The sequence below is a fragment of the Candidatus Accumulibacter sp. ACC012 genome, from assembly GCF_907163155.1.
In the GTDB taxonomy this organism is placed as follows: Bacteria; Pseudomonadota; Gammaproteobacteria; order Burkholderiales; family Rhodocyclaceae; genus Accumulibacter; species Accumulibacter delftensis.
Genome location: NZ_CAJQUC010000014.1, coordinates 1 through 19,153, shown reverse-complemented (window position 1 = coordinate 19,153; position 19,153 = coordinate 1). Strand labels below are relative to the sequence as shown.

Sequence of the window (19,153 nt, the reverse complement as noted above, 5' to 3'; positions counted from 1 at the left end):
CGACAGCAGTTACATAGTTCGACTATGCGCCTGTTGTCGCGCCTTGAAGCCGACCGAAAATCCGGCGCAATCTGGTATGTTCTTTTCCGGCAATCGCCTAAGCCTCGAAAACGATGCGTCCGCCGACCAGCGTCATGCGCACTCTGCCGCTCATTTCGTAACCCAGGTAGGGGCTGTTCTTGCCCTGGCTGCGCAAGGCCTCGGGGCTAACGCGCCAAGCTTCGTCAGGGTCGAAGATGCAGATGTCGGCGCGACTGCCGACGCTCAGCGAACCGCCGTCGATGCCGAGGATTTCGGCCGGATCGCAGGTGATGCGGGCCAGCGCCTCGGCCAATGGGAGCTGCACCTGTTGCGCCCACAGCAGTGTCAGTGGCAGCAAGAGCTCCAGGCCGGTGGCCCCGGGTGTGGCCTCGGCGAATGGCAGTTGCTTGCCATCTGCATCGACCGGGGTGTGGTCCGAACAGATGGCCGCGAGGCCCTCCCGAACGGCGGCGCGGAGCGCGTCACGGTCGCTCTGTGCGCGCAGCGGCGGGTCGAAGCGAGCGTTGCTGTCGAAGTAGCCGATGTCCATTTCCGAAAGATGCAGGTGGTGGATCGACACGTCGCAGCTGACCGGCAGCTGCGAACGCTTTGCTGCCCGGACCAGTTCGACGCCGGCAGCCGAGGACAAACGCGAAAGATGCAGGCGGACCCCGGTTTCGGAAGCCAGTTGCAGCGCCGTGGCGATGGCCACGGTTTCCGCCGACACGGGTATCCCGGTCAGCCCCAGCCGTGACGCGACTTCGCCATCGTGGGCAACGCCATCACGGGCGAGAAACTGGTCTTGCGGTCGCAGGCGCAGCGCGTACGAAAAAGTGGCCGCGTACTGCATGGCACGCAGCAGCAACTGCGTGTCAATCGGCTGGTTGGCCTGCGAGAAGCCAATGCAGCCGGCACGCGCGAGGCCGTTCATTTCTGCAAGCCGCTGGCCTGCCAGGGCCTGCGTCAGGGCGCCGATCGGATAGACGCGCGCCAAACCAAGCGTTTCGCTGCGTCGTACCAGGCGTTCGATGAGCCCCGGCTCGTCGAGCGGTGGCTTGGTGTCCGGCGGGCAGGCCAGCGAGGTGACGCCGCCAGCGACGGCGGCGGCGAGTTCGGGTTCGATGCCGCCCAGCCTGGTCGACAGATCGACCAGGCCAGGGCAGACGATCAGTCCGCTGGCGTCGACGCTGCGGTCCGCCGAGAAGCCGGCGGGCGGCTGGCCGATGGCGGCAATGCGTGCGTCGCTGACGAACAGGTCGAGCGGCTCATCGAGGCCGTTCCTGGGATCGATCAGCCGCGCATTTCGGATGTGGAGGTTTTGCCTGTTCATCGTTCAGTTCCCTGCCAGAATGCCCAGTACGGCCATGCGCACGGCGATTCCGAAGGTCACCTGCGGCAGGATTACCGCCTGTGGTCCATCGGCGACGTCGGAGTCGATTTCCACGCCCCGGTTCATCGGCCCCGGGTGCATGACGATGGCGTCCGGTTTGGCGAGTGCGAGGATCGCTGGCGTCAGTCCGTAACAGCTGAAGTACTCGCGGGCGGAAGGCAGCAGCGCACCGTTCATGCGTTCGTTTTGTAGACGCAGCATGATCACCACATCACAATCACGCACCCCTTCACGCAGGTCATGGCAGACGCGCACACCCATTCTTTCGATCGCGGCGGGCAGCAAGGTTTTCGGTCCCACGGCACGTACTTCGGCGGCGCCGAGCGTGGTCAGCGCGTTGATGTCCGAGCGTGCGACCCTGGAGTGCAGGATGTCGCCGACTACCGCGACTACCAGATTGCTGAAATCCTTCTTGTAGTGGCGAATGGTGTACATGTCGAGCAGACCCTGCGTCGGGTGGGCGTGTCGTCCGTCGCCGGCATTGACCACGTGCACGTCGTTTCGTCCGAGGCGGCGCAGATGCTCCGTGATCAGGTGCGGGGCGCCACTGGCCGCATGCCGTACGACAAACATGTCAGCATGCATGGCGATCAGGTTGTCGACGGTGTCGAGCAGGGTTTCACCCTTGGCGGTCGACGAGCGCGTCACGTCGAGGTTGATGACGTCCGCGGAGAGGCGTTTGGCGGCAATTTCGAAAGTGGTCCGCGTGCGCGTGGAATTCTCGAAAAAGACGTTGAAGACGCTCTTGCCACGCAACAAGGGTACCTTCTTGACGTCACGATCCGAGACTTCGATGAAGCTCGACGCAGTATCGAGGATCTGATGAATCAGTTCACGCGGTAAACCCTCGATGGACAGCAGGTGCGTCAGCTCACCATTGGCGTTGAGTTGTGGGTTATGCATTGCCGGCGAGACTCCACTGCAGCTGAGCGTCGGCATCCGCAGAGAGCAGCAGCTCCTGCGTCGGGTCGAGATCGACCTGCCAGGTGCAGAAGTCGGCGCAAATAGGTAGCTGACGCTGGCCGCGATCGGCCAGTACGGCGAGCTGAATACTCGCCGGTCGACCGTAGTCAAACAGTTCGTTGATTGCCGCCCGTGTCGTGCGTCCGGTGTACAGCACGTCGTCGACCAGGATCAGCGGCCGGCCTTCGACATCAAAGGGGATCGACGTCGGCCGGACGCGTGGATGCAGGCCTTTCTCGCCGTAATCATCGCGGTAGAAGGAGACATCGATCAGGCCGATCTCGTTGTTCAGTTCGAGCAGATCACGCAGCCGTCGGGCAACCCACACGCCGCCGCTGTGAATGCCGACCAGGACCGTGTCCGGTCGCAGCCGGGGGCGGATAAGTTCAGCGAGTTCTCGGCATTGCACGTCGGCGTCGGGGAGTTCAATGGCTGGCATCTGTTTGCTCGTCAGGGGCTGGTGAAGGCATGTAGGGGTGTCGGAAAAGGCGTGTTTTGGCGCCTATGGAGACTGCTGCATCAGGGGCTCGCACCGCTGTCGCTACGGCTGTCGAAATAGTCCTGCAAGATCAACTGGGCGGCGACGGCATCAAGATGCTTGCTGGCCTTGCGCGAGTTGTGCCCGGCCGAACGGAGGCTTTCCTGGGCGGCGACCGATGAAAGCCGTTCGTCGGCGTAGTCGACGCTGAGCCCGAAGCGGCCGCGCAGCTGATTGGCGAAACGTTCGCAGCGAGCGGTCATGGCGTGTTCGTCGCCGTCGAGCGACAGGGGTCGTCCGACGACCAGGGAGCGCGGCTGCCATTCCTGGATCAGGGTGGCGATGGCGGCGAAGCGCGGTGCGTTCGCCTCGCCGTGAATGGTGGTCAGCGCGTGCGCTTGCCGTACTTGCCACTCGCCCGTCGCGACCCCAATCCGTTTTTCTCCAAAGTCGAAAGCGAGCACGGCGCCAGTTGCCTGGCCGCTGCTCTCAGGCATGACCGACTTGGTCGGCAAGGTTGGTAAGGCTGACCCCCAACAGGTCCAGTGCCGAGGCAAGGCGTTCCTCGTAGGGCAAGTCGAAGAGAATCGGCAGCTCGGCAGCGACGGTCAGCCAGGCGTTCTGGGCCAGTTCGTGTTCGAGTTGGCCGGCAGACCAGCCGGAGTAGCCGAGGGTGACCATCAAGTCCTGCGGTTGGCCTTTCTCGGCGACCGATTGCAGTATGTCGCGCGAACTGGTGAGGCCGACCTGCTCGTTGATCACCAGCGTCGATTGCCATTGGCCGAGCGGTCGGTGCAGGACGAAGCCACGATCGGTCTGTACCGGCCCCCCGAAAAGAACCGGCAGCTGGGCAAAGCCTTCGCTCGCCAGCGGGACGTCGATTTTGCCGAGCAGCGTTCCCAGACTCATGTCGATCGGTCGATTGACGATCACACCCAGCGCTCCACGCGCATTGTGTTCGGCAATGTAGACCAAGGTCCTGGCAAAATACGGATCTGCCATGGCCGGCATGGCAATGAGAAAATGGTCGGTGAGGTTGATGCTTTTCATGGTCTTATTTTAATCGGCGGCGGCGGCGGACACAAAGGTAATCCATGCTCGATTCCATTCTGGTCTGGTTTCGGCGCGATCTGCGTGACATTGATCACGTTGCGCTTGGCGAAGCCCTGCGGCGAGGAAGGCGCGTCCATTGCGCGTTTCTCTTCGATCGCGAAATTCTCGATTCCCTGGTCAGGCGCACCGACCGACGCGTCGAGTTTATTCGTGAATCCTTGCTTGAGCTCGACGCCGCTCTGCGCCGGCGCGGCGGCGGCTTGCTGGTACGCCATGGCTGGGCTGTTGAGGAGATCCCCCGGCTGGCTGGCGAGCTCGGCGTCGCCGCGGTTTTTGCCAATCGTGATTACGAGCCGCAAGCCAAGCGCCGCGATGCCGCGGTAAGCGCTGCCTTGAACGCCGTTGGTATCGCCTTCGAGTCTTTCAAGGACCAGGCGGTGCTTGACGGCGACGAAGTGCTGACCCAGGCTGGGCGACCGTTTACGGTGTTTACCCCGTACAAGAAAGCCTGGCTGAAGCGCCTGACCGAGGACGACGTGCAGCCCGGCGAGGGCGGTGCCGGGACCTTGGTCAGGCCGTCCAATGTGCAGCGGCTGCCTGCGTTGGCGGAACTCGGTTTTGCCGCCACCGACCTGCGCGCCTTGGGCTTTGTTCCGGGGATGTCGGGCGCGCGGCAATTGCTGGCCGATTTTCTCGGGCGAATTTCTGGCTACCGGCAGCAGCGCGACTTTCCGGCTGTGAAAGGGGTGTCCTACCTCTCGGTCCACCTGCGTTTCGGGACCCTCTCGATTCGCGAGCTGGTCGCCGAAGCGATTGCCGCGGGCGCCTTGCGGCCCGGCCATGAGGGCGCTGCGACCTGGCTTTCGGAGCTTGTCTGGCGCGACTTCTACTTCATGATTCTCGATCGCTTCCCGCAGGTTGCCGAGCGTGCATTCAAACCGGCCTACGAGGCCATCACCTGGGAGCAAGGGCCGCCTGCCGAGCAGGCCTTCGCCGCCTGGTGCGCCGGCCGTACCGGCTATCCGCTAGTCGATGCCGCGATGCGCCAGCTCAATGGCACGGGCTACATGCACAATCGCCTGCGCATGCTGACCGCTTCATTTCTGAGCAAGGATTTGGGTGTCGACTGGCGGCGCGGTGAGGCTTATTTTGCCGCCCAGCTGAATGATTTCGATCTCGCCGCCAACAACGGCGGCTGGCAATGGGCGGCCTCGAGTGGCTGCGATGCACAACCCTATTTCCGGATCTTCAATCCAGTGCTGCAGTCGGAGCGCTTTGACCCCGCCGGCAAGTTCATTCGCCGCTACCTGCCGGAACTGGCTGCCGTCCCCGACCGCTTCATCCACGCGCCATGGCGGATGAGCCTGTCTGAGCAGGTTGCTTGCGGAGTGCGTGTCGGACGCGATACGCCGGCACCGCTGGTCGACCATCAGCAGGCCAGGCAGTTGACCCTGCAGCGCTACGCGGTCGTCAAGGGCCTCGCTGCTCCCTGACGTGTGCGGCCACCAGGCGCAGCAGCTCCTCTTCCTGATAAGGCTTGCCCAGGTAGTGATTGACGCCCAGTTCGAAGGCGTAGTGACGGTGCTTTTCGGCCGTCCGCGAGGTGATCATGACAATCGGGACGCCCCGCAAGCGCTCGTCGGCACGCACGTTGCGCGTCAACTCGAAGCCGTCCATGCGTGGCATTTCGATGTCCACCAGCAGCACATCGGGGACGATCGCCACCAGTTGTTCGAGGGCATCGACGCCATCCTTGGCGGTCATCACCTGGTAGCCTTCACGGGCCAGCAGGCGGCTGCTGATCTTGCGCACGGTCAGCGAGTCGTCGACGATCATCACCGTCGGCAGGGTGGCGGCGACACTGCCGGTACTCGCCGCATGGCGTAGCGTCGGTAGCGGCGAAACGGGGATCGCCGTACGCGGGCGACTGGCCAGCGCAACCGGATTCAGGATCAGTAGCACCTGGCCATTGCCAAGCACCGTCGCTCCCGACACGCCGATGACCCGCGCCAGCTGTGGTCCGATATTCTTGACCACCACTTCCTGATTGCCCAGTACTTCGTCGACTTGTAGCGCTACGCGGCGGGTGCCGCTGCGCAGCAGCAGGACCCAGTACTGGCTATGCCGTTCGGGCAGCGCTTGTGGCTCGCCGAGGAGGTGTGGCAGATAGTGGAAGGGATAGGGATTACCGCTCCACAGCGCGGCATTGGCCTCGCGAATACGTGTCAACCCCTTTTCCCTGAGGTCGAGTACCTGCTCGATCATTGCCGCCGGAATTGCATACTCGCGCTGGCCGGAGCGCACCAGCAAGGCCTTGGTGACCGCCAGCGTCAGTGGCAGATAAAGGCGGAAGGTCGTCCCCTGGTCGGGCGTGGACAGGACTTCAATGCGGCCGCCAAGGCTGACGACGGCACTCTTCAAGACATCCATGCCGATGCCGCGCCCGGCCAGGCGCGAGATGCCGCTGGCCGTCGAGATGCCTGGTGCAAAGATCATCTCCACGATCTGCGCTTCGTCCGCGGCCTGCTCCTCGTTGAGCAGGCCAGCGGCCAGGCCGCGCTCGCGCAAGCGCTGCAGGTCGAGTCCGGCGCCGTCATCGGCAAAGGCGACAATGACCTCGTTTCCTTCCTGCGTCAGCTTCAGAGACAGTTCGCCGATTTCCGGCTTGCCCTTGGCCAGACGCTGCGGCGTATTTTCAAGGCCGTGGGCGATGGCGTTGCGCAGCATGTGTTCGAGCGGCGCCAGCATCTTGTCGAGGACCGTGCGGTCGAGCTGCAACTGGCCACCACTGATTTCCAGATTGGCGCGCTTGCCGAGTTCCTTGCCGGCCTGGCGGACAATTCGGTACAGGCGATCGGCAATACTGCTGAATGGCACCATGCGCACCGACATCAGCTCTTGCTGGAGTTCGCGGTTCAGACGCGATTGTGCGAGGATGGCCGCATTGGCGTCGTCGAGGTTTTTCAACAGATTCTGTTGCACGGTGGCGACGTCGTTGACCGATTCGGCCATCATCCGGGTCAGTTCCTGAAAACGCGTGAAGCGGTCGAATTCGAGCGGGTCGAAATCGATCGGGCGGCGTTCATCGGCCAGCGCAGTGCGTGACTGCATCTGCAATTCGGCCTGCAGTTCGATATCCCGCAATTGCCGGCGCAGACGGATCACGTTTTCGGTGAGGTCGAGCAGGGAGCCTTTGATGGCCCGCATTTCGCCTTCGATCCGCGACCGCGCAATCGAGAGTTCGCCGGCTTCATTGACCAGGCGATCGATCAGGTCGGCGCGCACGCGCAGCAAGGCACGCTGTTCGCCGCCATCGCTTTCGCCTTCCTGCTGTTGCTCGGGCGCTTCCGCAGGCGCATCGTGGTCGGCAGCCGTCCACGCCAACTCGGCGTCCGAGGCAATTTTTCCGACGGCCTCGTCGGGGACGTCGACCGGGGCGTCGCCGAGCTCGCCACGTTGCAGCCGTTCGACAATCTGGACGATGACGTCGAAAGCGTTGTCGATGTCGTCGATCAGTTCGAGCGGCGAATTTTCCGCCTGCTGCGCTTCCGCCATGCGCGTTTCGATGGCATGCGTCAGCTCGCCAAGGTTCATCGCGCCGGCCATGCGTGCGCTACCCTTGAGGGTGTGGAACAGGCGCGCCAGACGCCGCAGGGCATCGCTGTCGGAAGGCTTGCTGCGCCAGGCGCGCAATTGCGTGGCAATGCTCTGGGTGAGATCGAGCGCCTCTTCCAGAAATAGCGGCAGGAGCTGCTCGTCGAGCTCATCCTGCATTTCCGGGACCTCGAGTCCGCTTCCGCTCAGCGCTGCCGCTGACGGTTGCGTTGCCGTGACCGGCGCCAGCTGTGGTCCGGCCGTTGCTGATACCCGCTCGTGGACCTCCAGTACTTCGCCATCCAGGGCTGCGGCGCTGGTTTCACCGCCTTCGCTGTCTCCGCTGCCGGCGTCGCCTCCCTCCTCGGCAAGCGCTGCCCGTTTTTCGACGGACAGCTCCAGGTACAGCGCTGCAAGCGCATCAATCAGTACCGGTGCTGCTTCGGGCTCGTGGAAGCCGGCGACGTCCGTCAGCATCAAGGCCAGCCCGGCGATTGCCTGACGGATCGTTTCCAGCGCTCCGACACTATCCGGATTGGCCGCCTGGTTGCGCCGCGACACGGCGTGTTCGAGGGCCATGCTCAGGTGATTCACTGGCTCGATACCTACCGTTCCGGCGATGCCGGCCAGCGTATGAGCGGCACGGTACATCTCGTGCGTGGTGGGTGCCAGTGGGTCGCTTTCGAGAACCGTGAACTCATGCTGCAGCGTTGCCAGGTGAGCTCCCGCCTCTTCGTTGAAAATCTCGGCGAGCGCCGAGGTGATGGTCAGCCTCTGGCGTAGGCTGCGTTCATCGCCGGCGCGATCATTGGGTTCTGCCGCTGCTTCCGGCAAAGGCGTTTCGATGGCGCTGCTGTCCTCGCTGGCGCGCAGCAGCGACGCGGCCAGGGCCATCATTGCCGTGGCATCGGGCGCCTGAACCTTGCCGGTCTTCAGATGTTCGACCCAGATGACAAAGACGCTGTAGCCCTGGCCGAGTAGGTCGACGAGCGCTGGCGTGACTTCGTGCTCCTGGCGCAGCCACAGGTTGAGAACCTGTTCGACCGACCACGCCGCTTCACCGAAATCCCTGAGTCCAACCATCCGGCCACTGCCTTTGAGTGTATGCACTGCACGGCGGATGGCGGTCAGCAACGCCGTCTCGTGCGGCTGCGTCTTCAGCAACTGGAAGTTGTGGTCGATGCTGGCCAGTACCTCTTCCGCCTCGGCAAGGAAAATTTCCAGGATTTCGGCGTCTAACTCCTCGTTAGTGGCCTGTGAGAGCTGGATCGTTTCAGCCGAGGGGAGTGGTGTCTCGGTGGTTTGCGGCTTGAGCGCGGCCATTGTCGCGTCGAGCTGAGCGCCGGCGTCGCCAGCGGCGGCCAGCACCGACAGCAGTTGCTTGATCTGTGGTCCGCCGTCCTTGTCGCCTACTAGATCGCTGTCTTTTTGCAGGGCCGCGAGATGTTTGGCGACTTGCTTGCGCAGCTGGGCATCGTCTGGTTGTTCCTTGAGCGCTTGCAGCAAGGCGTGCGCGTCGAGTTTTTGCTGCTCGAGTTCCTTTTCGACCGTCGCTGCGGGTTCCTCGACGAGTACCTCGCGGCCAGTGCTGGACTCCATCTTTCTGACGAAGGCATCGAAGTCCGTCGCACCGTGCTGCAGGGCGTCGACGAAAAAGCCAAGCAGCGACAGTTTCTCCGCCAGTTGCTCGAAGTCGGTCTCCAGCGGCACATAGTCTGCTGCGGAGAAAGCCTTGATGTCGGCGGCGCACTTTTTCAGCACCACAACCGCCGTCTCGTGGCGCATCATGGTCAGCGCACCGATGACCTGTCGCATCGGCGTTTCCAGGCCTTCAAGATCGGCGCCTTTGTCGACGTCCCGGAAGAAACCGTCGAGTACCTGTTCGACGTGCGTCAGGTTGTTCTGGATCTCCCGGGCCACCTGGCTGATCAGCAGCTTTTCCTGCGCCTGGCGAGACATTTCGTCGAGTGATGGCAGTTCCGATTCCGGTGACAGTGGCTTTCCGGAAAGGCAGCCATGAATCCGATCGACCATTACATTGACCTGGTGCGTGAAGCTGCCGTCCAGGTACTGGATGTTTCCCTGCGCATTCAGCGCCAGCAGGATGGCCGTAGCCGTTTCCATGGCCAGCGCTTCGCTGTGCTTTATCGGCGCCTTGAGCAGGAATTCGGCCACCTCTCCGATGGCCTGAACCAGGCGGCAAAAGTCGGCCTGGCCAAGTTCTTCGACCACCGCGGCCAAGGCCGTGGCGTTGCTGCGGAACGTCGGCAGTGCCTGCGTGCTGCCGGCACAAAACTTGTTCCAGGACTCTTCTGTGCCGGCGATCGCTTCACGCAAGCGACGGCGGACGGATTCCTCAGCGACCGCTGTTTCGGGCGCCGCACCGGGCAGCAGCGCGGCCAACTGGTAGGCTTCCTGGACGCGGTTGACGGCGCGCTGCTTGCTGACCGCGTTGCCGACCAGATACAGCGCGTCGCGCATCAGACGTTCGGCGACATTGCTCGAACCTTCGAGCAGTCGCCGAATCTGCAGGTCGATGCGCGTGCACAGTTGCCTGGCATCGGCATCCGCTGGCAGCGCCCGTTCGGCCAGCGCGGTCAGGAAGGCGGTGGCTACCCACCAGAAAGCACGGGCGGAGGGTAGTTCCTGGAGGGCATCGATGCGTTTGACGGCGTTGAGCATTTCCGGCACCCCGGCACCGCTCTGCGGCGCACGCAACCACGACAGCAGGCCGCGCTGGAAGTAAGCGCGCTGCTGCCGCAGGCGACTGTGAAACTCGCCGCCGCCAATTTTCGGGCTACTGCCGTTACGACGGGGGGGGCGTACGCGCAGGTCGGGGAAGAAGAGATCGGTCGCCAGAACACGTTCTTGTCCGCGCGCCGCCTGCAGTTCTCGATACACGGGTAGCAGGCGAAGGGCTTGGTTTGGCTGGCCGCCGATCAGGTCATCGAGGTAGTGACGAAGGCTGGCCATTGCGCGTCGTGCCAGCTCGATGTGGGTTGCGCTGCACGGCTGCTCCTGACGTTCGACCGCCTCGAGGAGGGCCTCCAGCGCTTCCGTAAACTGGGTGACGCCGTCGAGACCGACGATGGTCAGCGCGCCCTGCACCTGGTGCAGGTGGGTACGACAGAATCTGACCTGGCCGAGGTCGGCGTTGGCGACGGCCACGCTTGCCGCAAGCTCATGCAGTGCCTTGTCGGCACGCTCCAGCGCGAGGTCGATCTCGCTCTTGACCCAGGTCAGCGGGCCGATATCGAAGTCCGTCTGGGCATTCATCCGGGAAGGGTTCTCCACTCCAGTCTATAGCCGCGGGCGTTCAAGTAACTTTGAAACCGGCAACCGAGCCTTTCAGTTCTGTCGCCAGACCGGCCAGCTCGCCAATTGCCGTCGCAGTTTTTTGTGTGCCGGCCGTCGTTTGCCCGGTGACCAGCAGGATGTCCTGCATTTTGCGGGCCACTTTGGTGGCCAATTCCGATTGCTGACGGGTGGCGCCGGCGATGGTTTCGATCAAGGCCGTGAGCTCGCTCGAAACTTCACCGATCTTGGCCAGGGCCTGACCTGCGGCGTCCGACAGTCGGGCGCCGTCGACCACGCCGCGGGTCGATTCCTCCATCGCCGAGACGGTGTCCTGAGTGTCGGTCTGAATGGTCCTGACGATCGCACCTATCTGCTTGGTCGCTTCGCCCGAACGTTCGGCGAGGCGCTGCACCTCTTCGGCAACGACCGTGAAGCCGCGCCCGGCTTCACCAGCGGAGGCCGCCTGGATGGCGGCGTTGAGCGCCAGGACGTTGGTCTGCTCGGTGATGTCCGAGATCAGTTCGACGATTTCACCGATTTCCTGGGACGACTCGCCGAGACGCTTGATCCGCTTCGAGGTTTCCTGGATCTGGTCGCGGATCTTGTTCATTCCCTTGATCGAGTCCTCGACCGCCTTGGTGCCTTTGGCGGCCGCCGCCAAGGACTGCCGGGCGACGGTAGCCGACTGCTTGGCATCGCCGGAGACGTTGGTCATTGACGTTGACATGCTCAGCACCGACTGACCGGCCGATTTGATTTCGGTGGTCTGCCGCTCGGCAGCGGCGAGCAGCTCGGCAGAGGTCTGTTGCGCCATTCCGGTGGCGTCGGTGACGCGGCTGGCAGCATCGTTGATGCGGCCGACGAGGACGCGCAGCTCTTCAATGGTGTAGTTGATGGAGTCGGCGATGGCGCCGGTGATGTCCTCGGAGACGGTCGCGGTGACTGTCAGGTCGCCGTCGGCGAGGTCGCCGAGCTCGTTCATCAGGCGCAGGATGGCGCCTTGATTCTGGCGGTTCACCGCCTCGGTTTCCTGGCGGCTGCGTTCGGCGGTCTCCGCCTGTCGCTTGCTCTCCGTAAGATAGCTCCTAGCCAACAGGAACAGCAGGCCGATGGCAAGCACGATCAGGCCGGCGAGAGCGAAGCCGTAACCGGTGCGCTTCATGACGTTGGCTTGGTAAGCCTGGGCCAGCTGCTCAGTGGCATGAAGCAGCTCCTCGCTGTCACGAAAGATCTGCGAACCTGCCTGCTTGGCAATTACCAGGCGCTGCAGATTGCCGAGAATGCCGCCAACGGCAGTCCGGTATTCGCTGAAACTGGTATCGAGTTCGCCGAGCTTCTGCTTGGTATCGGCGTCGGTGGTGGCACTGATGCGCAGCACCTCGCTGCCTTTGCTCAAGGCATTGATGTGGTCACGAAAGGTGTTCGTGTCCTTGCCCAGGAGAAAGGCGACCTCCGCGTCGATGGCGTCGCCGACGAGCAGTGCATTGGCGTTCTTGGCAATCCTCTGAGTAAGCATCACCAGCTGGTTGGCGACGGCTATGTCGCGGATGCCGGCACTGTTCTGCAGCTTGAGTGCGGCGATCTGCTCCGAGCGGTCGAGGAGTTGCGGGTTCTTGTCGTTGATCGAGGCGACGTCCTTGCCGAGCGAGATCAGGTTTTTCTCCATCTCCAGCAGGCGGCCGGCATTGGTGTCGGTCTTCTTCCAGGCCTCGGTCAGGAACAGCAACTGCGGGTGCACGCTTGCCGGCGATGCGGGCACCAGTGTAGCGCCCAGTTCGCCACCATTGATCAGTCGGTCGAGGCTGGTCACGAAACTGTCGCGCGAATCCCTGAGTTGCTTGAAAGCCGCCGCATCGCCAAGCAAAGCCAGGCTGGATGCCTTGGCCAGTCGCTGCGAGAGCATGCCCATGTCAGCGGCAGTGGCGATGTAGGCGGTGCCGTAGGTTGACTGTCGGTCGTCACGATAAACCACGGCAGCAATGATCAGCATCACCAGCAGCAGCGTGCCGCCAAGAATTTGTAGTTGTTTGGCAACCGGGTAGCGGCCGAGGACAGGCAGCGGAAATGGGGTCTTCCCTTGATCGCCGCTCGTCGGCTGGTGTGCATCCATCACCGTGCGAGCATCCAGGGTCTCGCCGGCCGGGTCTGTCGTACCGGACAAGAAACTCGGCAGCTTGGACTTCAACGTCATATTGCTTCTCCGGTTACACGGTGGCTACGGTGTTACTGATGGTAGCCGAGGAGTTATTCATGGATGTGGCTCACACGCCAATGTCCATGAACGCCTCGTCGGCCAGCAGTTCCCGCACCTTGAGTTTCTTCCAGCGCCGCCCTTCGTTGTCGCTGTATGACTCCTGTGCCCAGGCCGGCGCTGCCGGATCGGACGCTTCGAGGTGCAAGGCTTCGACGTTACGTAGGCCGATCATGCGCGTGACCAGCAAGGCGGCGTTGCTGCCGTGGCGGGTGCCGATCAACAACAGGCGCGAACTCGCATTCTGCGGCGTCGCTTCCTTGCCAAGAAAGGCTGACAGATCGACTGCCGAGTAGAGGTTGCCGCGGATATTGGCGACGCCGGCGAACCACGGCTGGGTCAAGGGAACGCTCGTCAGCGGGGTCAGCGGAACGATTTCGCCGGAGTCGGTCAGGTCCAGGAGCCAGTAGTCCGAACCCGCCTGAATACCCAACAAGCCGGCGGAACTCTGATTGCCCATGCCGGCGAGCCGTGCCGCCAGGTAAGACTGAAAATCGTGCAGGCTGATCTTTTTGGTCATGCGCTTGCTGGCAGTCAGAGTGCTGCAATTTTGGCCAGCAGCTCGGGGCCGTTGACGGGTTTGACCAGGTAATCCTGCGCGCCCTGGCGCAAGCCCCAGATCTTGTCGGTTTCCTGCCCTTTGGTGGTGCACACGATGACGGGGATGTTGCGAGTCGCCTCGTCACGTGTCAAGGTGCGGGTTGCCTGGTAGCCATTCAGGCTGGCATGACCACGTCCATCAGGATCAGGTCCGGCAATTCGCTTTTCGCCTTGGCGATTCCCTCTTCGCCACTGTTGGCTGTAATGACCTCATAACCGCTGCTGGTCAGTAGTGCTTTCATGACATGGCGCTCGGTAGGCGAATCGTCAACGACGAGAATTTTCTTGATGGTCATGGCGTTGGGCTTCCTCAGGCTGACGGCGTGCAAAAGTGGCGACCGCTTGCAGGAGGCTGTCTTTGGTGAATGGCTTGGTCAGAAGTACTGGTCCGAGCCGAGCATGCGCCGCGCGCACGGTCGAGACAAGCCATCCTTCGTGACAGGCATGATCCAAAAAATGTCGTGTAGACGAAAACCGCTGGTTCTCTTCTTTATCACGCACAGGTCTGTAGCCAGTCGAGTCGTGGCATTAGGCGATGTCCCAGAAATGCCGTTCTGGCTGAATGGTCCCCCCGATTTTTGCAAGGCATCGAAACCGTCCTCTGCCAGCAGCAACCCCGCAGCCGGCACTTAACAGGAAAATTTTCCGCGCTAAACGGCGTATTTATTGGCTGTCGTCAATGACCCTGACCTTGAGCCGCGCGCTTGCCGCTTCAGCCAATTGGTCTCCCTCCAGGGTGGCTTCAGGTTTTTATTTGAAGACGATTCGCGTTCGGACGTCATCTTCTCCTTCTTACATTACTATAACGCAACTTGTCTTCCACAAAATCTCGAACCATTCGAAGTTCTTCCTTGCGCGCACCGCAACATCTGGACATTTCCAGTTGATTGAACTACCTTAACCGCGAGTGCCAGGGGCGAGGCCAACTTCGTCGGGCTGCCGGCTGCTTCGTCATAAATTAATCGCAGAGTGAGGCACATTCCCGGTTAGTAGTGGTATGTTCGTTTGCTAGTGTTCATACTGGCTACCTTCAGTTTTTGGATTAGAATAGCGAAAAAACCCCGTTCGATTCTAGCCAACCCCCCCTCTCTCCCTTCTGCTGCCAAGGTTAATTCTTGTTCGGAGACACGAAATTCTGTAACTTCTTTCGCGTTAGTAACCCCGCGTGTTTGCTTATTGATGACCACCTATGCCCCTGTGCACATGCCTCCACCGATCATTGATTGAAAGTTTCGCGGGCGCAGCGACCCCTCTGGCGCGACCGGCTTCTCGCCGACCTGATGACTGCCTCGGCGCTCGGCTGTCACGCTTTATCGGTAATCACGGCGTTGACGGTTCAGGACTCCCTCGGAGTCGCCAGTATTTTCGCCATCGCTGCCGACATGGGTCGAACGTCAGGCGCGAACCCTGCTGGAGGACATGCCGGTAGCAGCGTTCAAGATCGGACCTCCTGGGCAGTGCCGAGAACATGCACGTCATCGCCGAAATTCTCGCCGATTACCCGCATGTGCCGGTGGTTCTCGACCCGGTACTGCCTCCGGGCGCGGCGACGAACTGGCCGATGACGAAATGATTGCCACGCTGCGCGAGGTCTTGCTGGCCAGCGGACCACGATCCTGACGCCGAATTCGCTGGAAGCGCGTCGCCTCGCTGACGAGGCGGAAGAAGGGGAGGGCATGGATGCGCCCCGGGCCCTAGATGACTGCGCGCAGCGCTTGCTTTCCTTCGGTTGCCAGTACGTGTTATTGACTGGAACGCATGACAATACGCCACGCGTTGTCAATAGCCTCTACGGCCGCGAGAGCGGGCTGTTGCGCAGCGACGTCTGGGACCGCCTGCCCGGCAGCTATCACGGTTCGGGTTGTACGCTGGCCTCGGCGATAGCCGCTCATCTCGCCAGTGGCCTGCCGGTGAGCGAGGCGGTGCAGGCGGCGCAGGCGTACACCTGGCAAGCACTGGCGGCCGGTTTTCGTGCGGGCATGGGCCAGTACCTGCCGGATCGCTTCTTCCGCTTGCGCGCTGGCAGCGGAGCTCTCCTTGTCTGACACGATTTGCTCGCTCATGCAGCAACGGAAGCAGGATCCCCAGCAGCCGCTGCGCGGCCTCTACGCGATCACCCCTGATTGCCTGGCCGCGACCGTCCTGCTGGAGCGGGTTCGGGAGGCCTTGCAGGGCGGCGCGGCCTTTGTCCAGTATCGCGACAAGGGCGGTGACGCGGCTCGCCGGGCGGAGACCGCGCGCGCTTTGCTCGTGCTTTGCCGGCAGTTCGGCGCCCGTTTGCTGATCAACGACGACCTGGCGCTGGCGCTGGCGGTAGGCGCCGACGGGCTGCACCTGGGCGCCGCCGATGGCCAGCTGTCGGCCGCGCGCGAGGCGCTTGGCGGCGCTCGTCTGCTCGGCGCTTCGTGCTACAACGACTTCGAGCGCGCCCGCGCTGCCGCGGCGGCTGGCGCGGACTACCTGGCCTTTGGCGCCATGCACCCCTCGTCCAGCAAGCCGCTGGCGGTGCGTGCCTCGCCGTCGCTGATTACTCGCTGTTGCGCCGAATTGCAGCTGCCGGCCTGTGCCATTGGCGGTATAACCGTCGAGAATGCCGCGCCGCTGCTGGCTGCCGGTGCCGATCTGCTGGCGGTGATCAGTGATCTCTTCGAGGCCCCCGACGTGGCGTCGCGCGCCGCCGCTTATCAACAACTATTCGAGGAAAATGCTCTTGATCTCCCAAAATCAACAACTCTTTGAGCGTGCCCAGAAGCACATACCGGGTGGCGTGAACTCGCCGGTGCGTGCTTTTCGTTCGGTCGGCGGGACGCCGCGCTTCTTCGTTGCCGGCTCCGGCGCCCATGTCACCGATGCCGACGGTCAGCGCTACATCGACTATGTCGGCTCCTGGGGGCCGTTGATTCTCGGGCACGCGCATGCGGGCGTGCTGGCGGCGGTTCAGGAAGCGACGCTGCGCGGGCTGTCTTTCGGCGCGCCGACCGAAAGTGAGGTCGATATGGCCGATCTGTTGTGTGAGTTGCTGCCTTCGCTGGAAATGGTGCGCCTGGTCAGTTCCGGGACCGAGGCAACGATGAGCGCCATCCGCCTGGCGCGCGGCCATACCGGGCGTGACCTGCTGATCAAGTTCGAGGGCTGCTACCACGGCCATTCCGACAGTCTGCTGGTCAAGGCCGGTTCGGGGATGCTGACGCTCGGCAATCCGAGTTCCGCAGGCGTGCCTGCTGACCTTGCCCGGCAAACCCTGGTTCTCGACTACAACGATAGCGCCGGGCTCGAAGCGGCGTTTGCCGAGCACGGCGCGAAGATCGCGGCGGTAATCGTCGAAGCGGTCGCCGGAAACATGAACCTGGTCATGCCGCGGCCGGAATTTCTGCAGACGATGCGCAACTTGTGCAGCGAGCACGGCGCAGTGCTGATTTTCGACGAGGTGATGACCGGTTTCCGGGTCGGCCTCAAGGGCGCGCAGGGGCTGTACGGCATCACGCCGGACCTGACCACGCTTGGCAAAGTGATCGGCGGTGGCCTGCCGGTGGGTGCCTTCGGCGGTCGTCGGGAAATCATGGCCCAGGTGGCGCCCCTTGGTCCGGTCTATCAGGCGGGCACCCTGTCCGGAAATCCGGTGGCTGTGGCGGCGGGCCTGGCGACTCTGAAGCGCGTCCGCGCGAGCGGTTTCTACGAGCAATTGACGCAGCGTACCCGGCAGCTGACCGATGGCTTGCGAGCTGCGGCAGCCAAAAACGGCGTCCCGTTTTCAGCGCAGGCAGTGGGCGGCATGTTCGGACTCTACTTCCGTTCCGAGTGTCCGCAGACCTACGCCGAAGTGATGAGTTGCGATGTGCATGCCTTCAACCGCTTCTTTCACGGTATGCTCGACGCCGGCCACTACTTCGCTCCCGCCGCTTACGAAGCCGGTTTCGTTTCGGCAGCGCATGAGGAGGCCGATATTGCGGCGACTGTCGCTGCTGCCGAAGCGCTGTTCAAGGCCTGGTGATGGGGATGGTGTTTGGCCGCCTGGTGCAGCGTGGGCAGGGCAGCCCTGTATTCAGGCGGTCCTGCGGTTGGCGGCGCGGTTGCTCTTGAGTCTGCGCTTCTCAAAATATTTCAGCCCGAAATACATGCAGCTGCCGATGCCCACCATGCCGACGAGCAGTGCCGAATAGGCGATCGGCCAGGGAATGCCCTCGGTCACCATCGTGAACTCCGACATGCCACCCATGCCGGCCAGGACGTTGATCGGCATGAAGATGACGCTGAGAATCGTCAGCCGCTTGATGTCCTTGTTCTGGTTGATGTTGATCGCGCTGTCGGTGGCATCCATCAGGAAGTTGATCTTGTTGAACAGGAAGGCGGTGTGGCCGTCGAGCGACTCGATGTCGCGCAGGATTTCCTTTCCGTCGGTCAGCTGCGCGTCGGAAAGGAAGCGGCCGCGCAGCAGGAACGACAGGGCGCGGCGGGTATCGAGCACGTTGCGCCGGGTGCGTCCGTTGATGTCCTCGGCCTCGGAAATGGCCGCCAGGATCTGCGTTGCTTCCTGGTCGGTGACGTGTGAACGGAGCACCTGCCTGCCGACCCGCTCGAGTTCCGCGTACACATCCTCCAGCGCATTCGCCGAGTACTCCACGTCAGCGGCGTAGAGGTCGAGCAGGACGTCCTTGCCGTCGGTCACATAGCCGGGCCGCGTGCGCGCGCGCGCGCGCTGCAGGCGGAACACCGGCAATTCCTCGGTGCGGATGGTGAACAGGATGTCGTTCTGCAGAATCAGGGCCACCGGGACGTTGCGCGACTCTTCCCTGGTATCGAGCAGAAAGTCCGAATGCAGGTGAATATGTCCTTCTTCATCGACGTAGAAACGGGCGCTGGCTTCCAGATCGGTGAGGCTGCCGGGGGTCGGGCAAGTCGACTTCGAAGCGGCGGCCAATCCAGTTGCGGATTTTCTTCGTGGGCGCGATCAGGTCCACCCAGATCGGGTGCACGCCCTGCAGGTCTTCGGGGCGGGTAATGGCGATCTGACGCAGGTGGCCGGCGTGCAGTTCGAAAGCAGTGACCGCCGTTTTCTCGTTGCGGTAATGGCTGTCGTCGATCAACTCTTCGAGGATATCGTCGGAAAGTATGGCCAGGATCGGATCGGCGCCTTCCTTGACTTCTTCCCAGACCACCAGGCGCTCGTTGGGCTCCAGCGCTTCAATGATATAGGCAACTTCTTTCGGCGGCATCAGCCTGAGCTTCTGGCGCAGTTCGCGGCGATACTGTTGCTGGATCTCGGCGCTGGCTTCGTCGAGCGCCAGGCTGTCCTGGTCGCGCAACAAGGGCTCGACGAGTTCCTCGACGCGCTTTTGCAGCGAGAGCAGCGAACGCACCTCGTCGAGATGAACGTCGGCGAGTCCTTTTTCCAGCGCTTCGGGCGCCAGCCGCTTGTTTTCGTCGCTCAAGGTTGTGCCTCGCCGATGTGAATGCCGCACTATAAGGGGCGGGAGTTTAGCATTCCCGGAAGGGCAGGAAAATGTTC

The 19,153-nt window shown here is 62.7% G+C and carries 13 protein-coding genes and 2 pseudogenes; 4 read left to right on the top strand and 11 right to left on the bottom strand.

The features are described 5' to 3' along the window. Positions 1–97: 97 nt before the first annotated feature. From QZ648_RS14245 to QZ648_RS14225, 5 genes are all read right to left on the bottom strand, one after another. Positions 98–1,351 carry a dihydroorotase gene (locus tag QZ648_RS14245; protein ID WP_169067429.1) on the bottom strand — a complete coding sequence of 418 codons (1,254 nt, stop codon included), beginning with the start codon at positions 1,349–1,351 and terminating at the stop codon, positions 98–100. 3 nt (positions 1,352–1,354) lie between these two features. Further along, positions 1,355–2,314: an aspartate carbamoyltransferase catalytic subunit gene (locus QZ648_RS14240; protein ID WP_169067430.1), complete on the bottom strand. Its 960-nt coding sequence runs from the start codon at positions 2,312–2,314 to the stop codon at positions 1,355–1,357. Beyond that, positions 2,307–2,813 carry a bifunctional pyr operon transcriptional regulator/uracil phosphoribosyltransferase PyrR gene (pyrR, locus tag QZ648_RS14235; RefSeq protein ID WP_211203779.1) on the bottom strand — a complete coding sequence of 169 codons (507 nt, stop codon included), beginning with the start codon at positions 2,811–2,813 and terminating at the stop codon, positions 2,307–2,309. The genes QZ648_RS14240 and pyrR overlap by 8 nt, the downstream gene beginning before the upstream one ends. A gap of 80 nt (positions 2,814–2,893) precedes the next feature. Further along, positions 2,894–3,349, bottom strand: a complete 456-nt coding sequence (gene ruvX, locus QZ648_RS14230; RefSeq protein ID WP_291997439.1) for a Holliday junction resolvase RuvX — start codon at positions 3,347–3,349, stop codon at positions 2,894–2,896. Beyond that, positions 3,342–3,902, bottom strand: a complete 561-nt coding sequence (locus QZ648_RS14225) for a YqgE/AlgH family protein (RefSeq protein WP_169067432.1) — start codon at positions 3,900–3,902, stop codon at positions 3,342–3,344. Before QZ648_RS14225 ends, ruvX begins: the two co-directional genes overlap by 8 nt. Before the next feature lie 44 nt (positions 3,903–3,946). Between QZ648_RS14225 and QZ648_RS14220 the strand changes: the two genes are divergently transcribed. After that, positions 3,947–5,398, top strand: a complete 1,452-nt coding sequence (locus tag QZ648_RS14220; RefSeq protein ID WP_291997438.1) for a deoxyribodipyrimidine photo-lyase — start codon at positions 3,947–3,949, stop codon at positions 5,396–5,398. Here the strand turns inward: QZ648_RS14220 and QZ648_RS14215 are convergent. From QZ648_RS14215 to QZ648_RS14200, 4 genes and pseudogenes are all read right to left on the bottom strand, one after another. After that, positions 5,376–10,775, bottom strand: a complete 5,400-nt coding sequence (locus QZ648_RS14215; RefSeq protein WP_291997437.1) for an Hpt domain-containing protein — start codon at positions 10,773–10,775, stop codon at positions 5,376–5,378. The two genes, QZ648_RS14220 and QZ648_RS14215, sit on opposite strands and share 23 nt — an antisense overlap. A gap of 40 nt (positions 10,776–10,815) precedes the next feature. Beyond that, positions 10,816–12,987 carry a methyl-accepting chemotaxis protein gene (locus QZ648_RS14210; RefSeq protein WP_169067435.1) on the bottom strand — a complete coding sequence of 724 codons (2,172 nt, stop codon included), beginning with the start codon at positions 12,985–12,987 and terminating at the stop codon, positions 10,816–10,818. A 70-nt stretch (positions 12,988–13,057) separates the two neighbouring features. Continuing rightward, positions 13,058–13,567, bottom strand: a complete 510-nt coding sequence (locus QZ648_RS14205; protein WP_169067436.1) for a chemotaxis protein CheW — start codon at positions 13,565–13,567, stop codon at positions 13,058–13,060. A gap of 14 nt (positions 13,568–13,581) precedes the next feature. After that, positions 13,582–13,943 (bottom strand): annotated as a pseudogene (locus QZ648_RS14200) (response regulator). Between the two features lie 946 nt (positions 13,944–14,889). Here QZ648_RS14200 and QZ648_RS14195 point away from each other — a divergent pair. The 3 genes and pseudogenes from QZ648_RS14195 to hemL form a co-directional block, all read left to right on the top strand. Next, positions 14,890–15,692 (top strand): annotated as a pseudogene (locus QZ648_RS14195) (hydroxymethylpyrimidine/phosphomethylpyrimidine kinase); the annotation flags it as partial. Positions 15,693–15,708: 16 nt separating this feature from the next. Continuing rightward, on the top strand, positions 15,709–16,386 hold the full coding sequence (gene thiE, locus QZ648_RS14190) for a thiamine phosphate synthase (RefSeq protein ID WP_169067479.1): 678 nt from the start codon (positions 15,709–15,711) through the stop codon (positions 16,384–16,386). Then, positions 16,358–17,638, top strand: a complete 1,281-nt coding sequence (gene hemL / locus QZ648_RS14185; RefSeq protein WP_169067441.1) for a glutamate-1-semialdehyde 2,1-aminomutase — start codon at positions 16,358–16,360, stop codon at positions 17,636–17,638. The genes thiE and hemL overlap by 29 nt, the downstream gene beginning before the upstream one ends. Before the next feature lie 51 nt (positions 17,639–17,689). On the opposite strand, the gene QZ648_RS14180 is transcribed toward hemL, so the two are convergent. Both QZ648_RS14180 and QZ648_RS14175 read right to left on the bottom strand, forming a co-directional pair. Continuing rightward, entirely contained in the window at positions 17,690–18,565 is an 876-nt protein-coding gene (locus QZ648_RS14180; protein ID WP_291997436.1) for a CorA family divalent cation transporter, read from the bottom strand. Further along, positions 18,483–19,076, bottom strand: a complete 594-nt coding sequence (locus tag QZ648_RS14175) for a hypothetical protein (RefSeq protein WP_291997435.1) — start codon at positions 19,074–19,076, stop codon at positions 18,483–18,485. The genes QZ648_RS14180 and QZ648_RS14175 overlap by 83 nt, the downstream gene beginning before the upstream one ends. Positions 19,077–19,153: the final 77 nt, after the last annotated feature.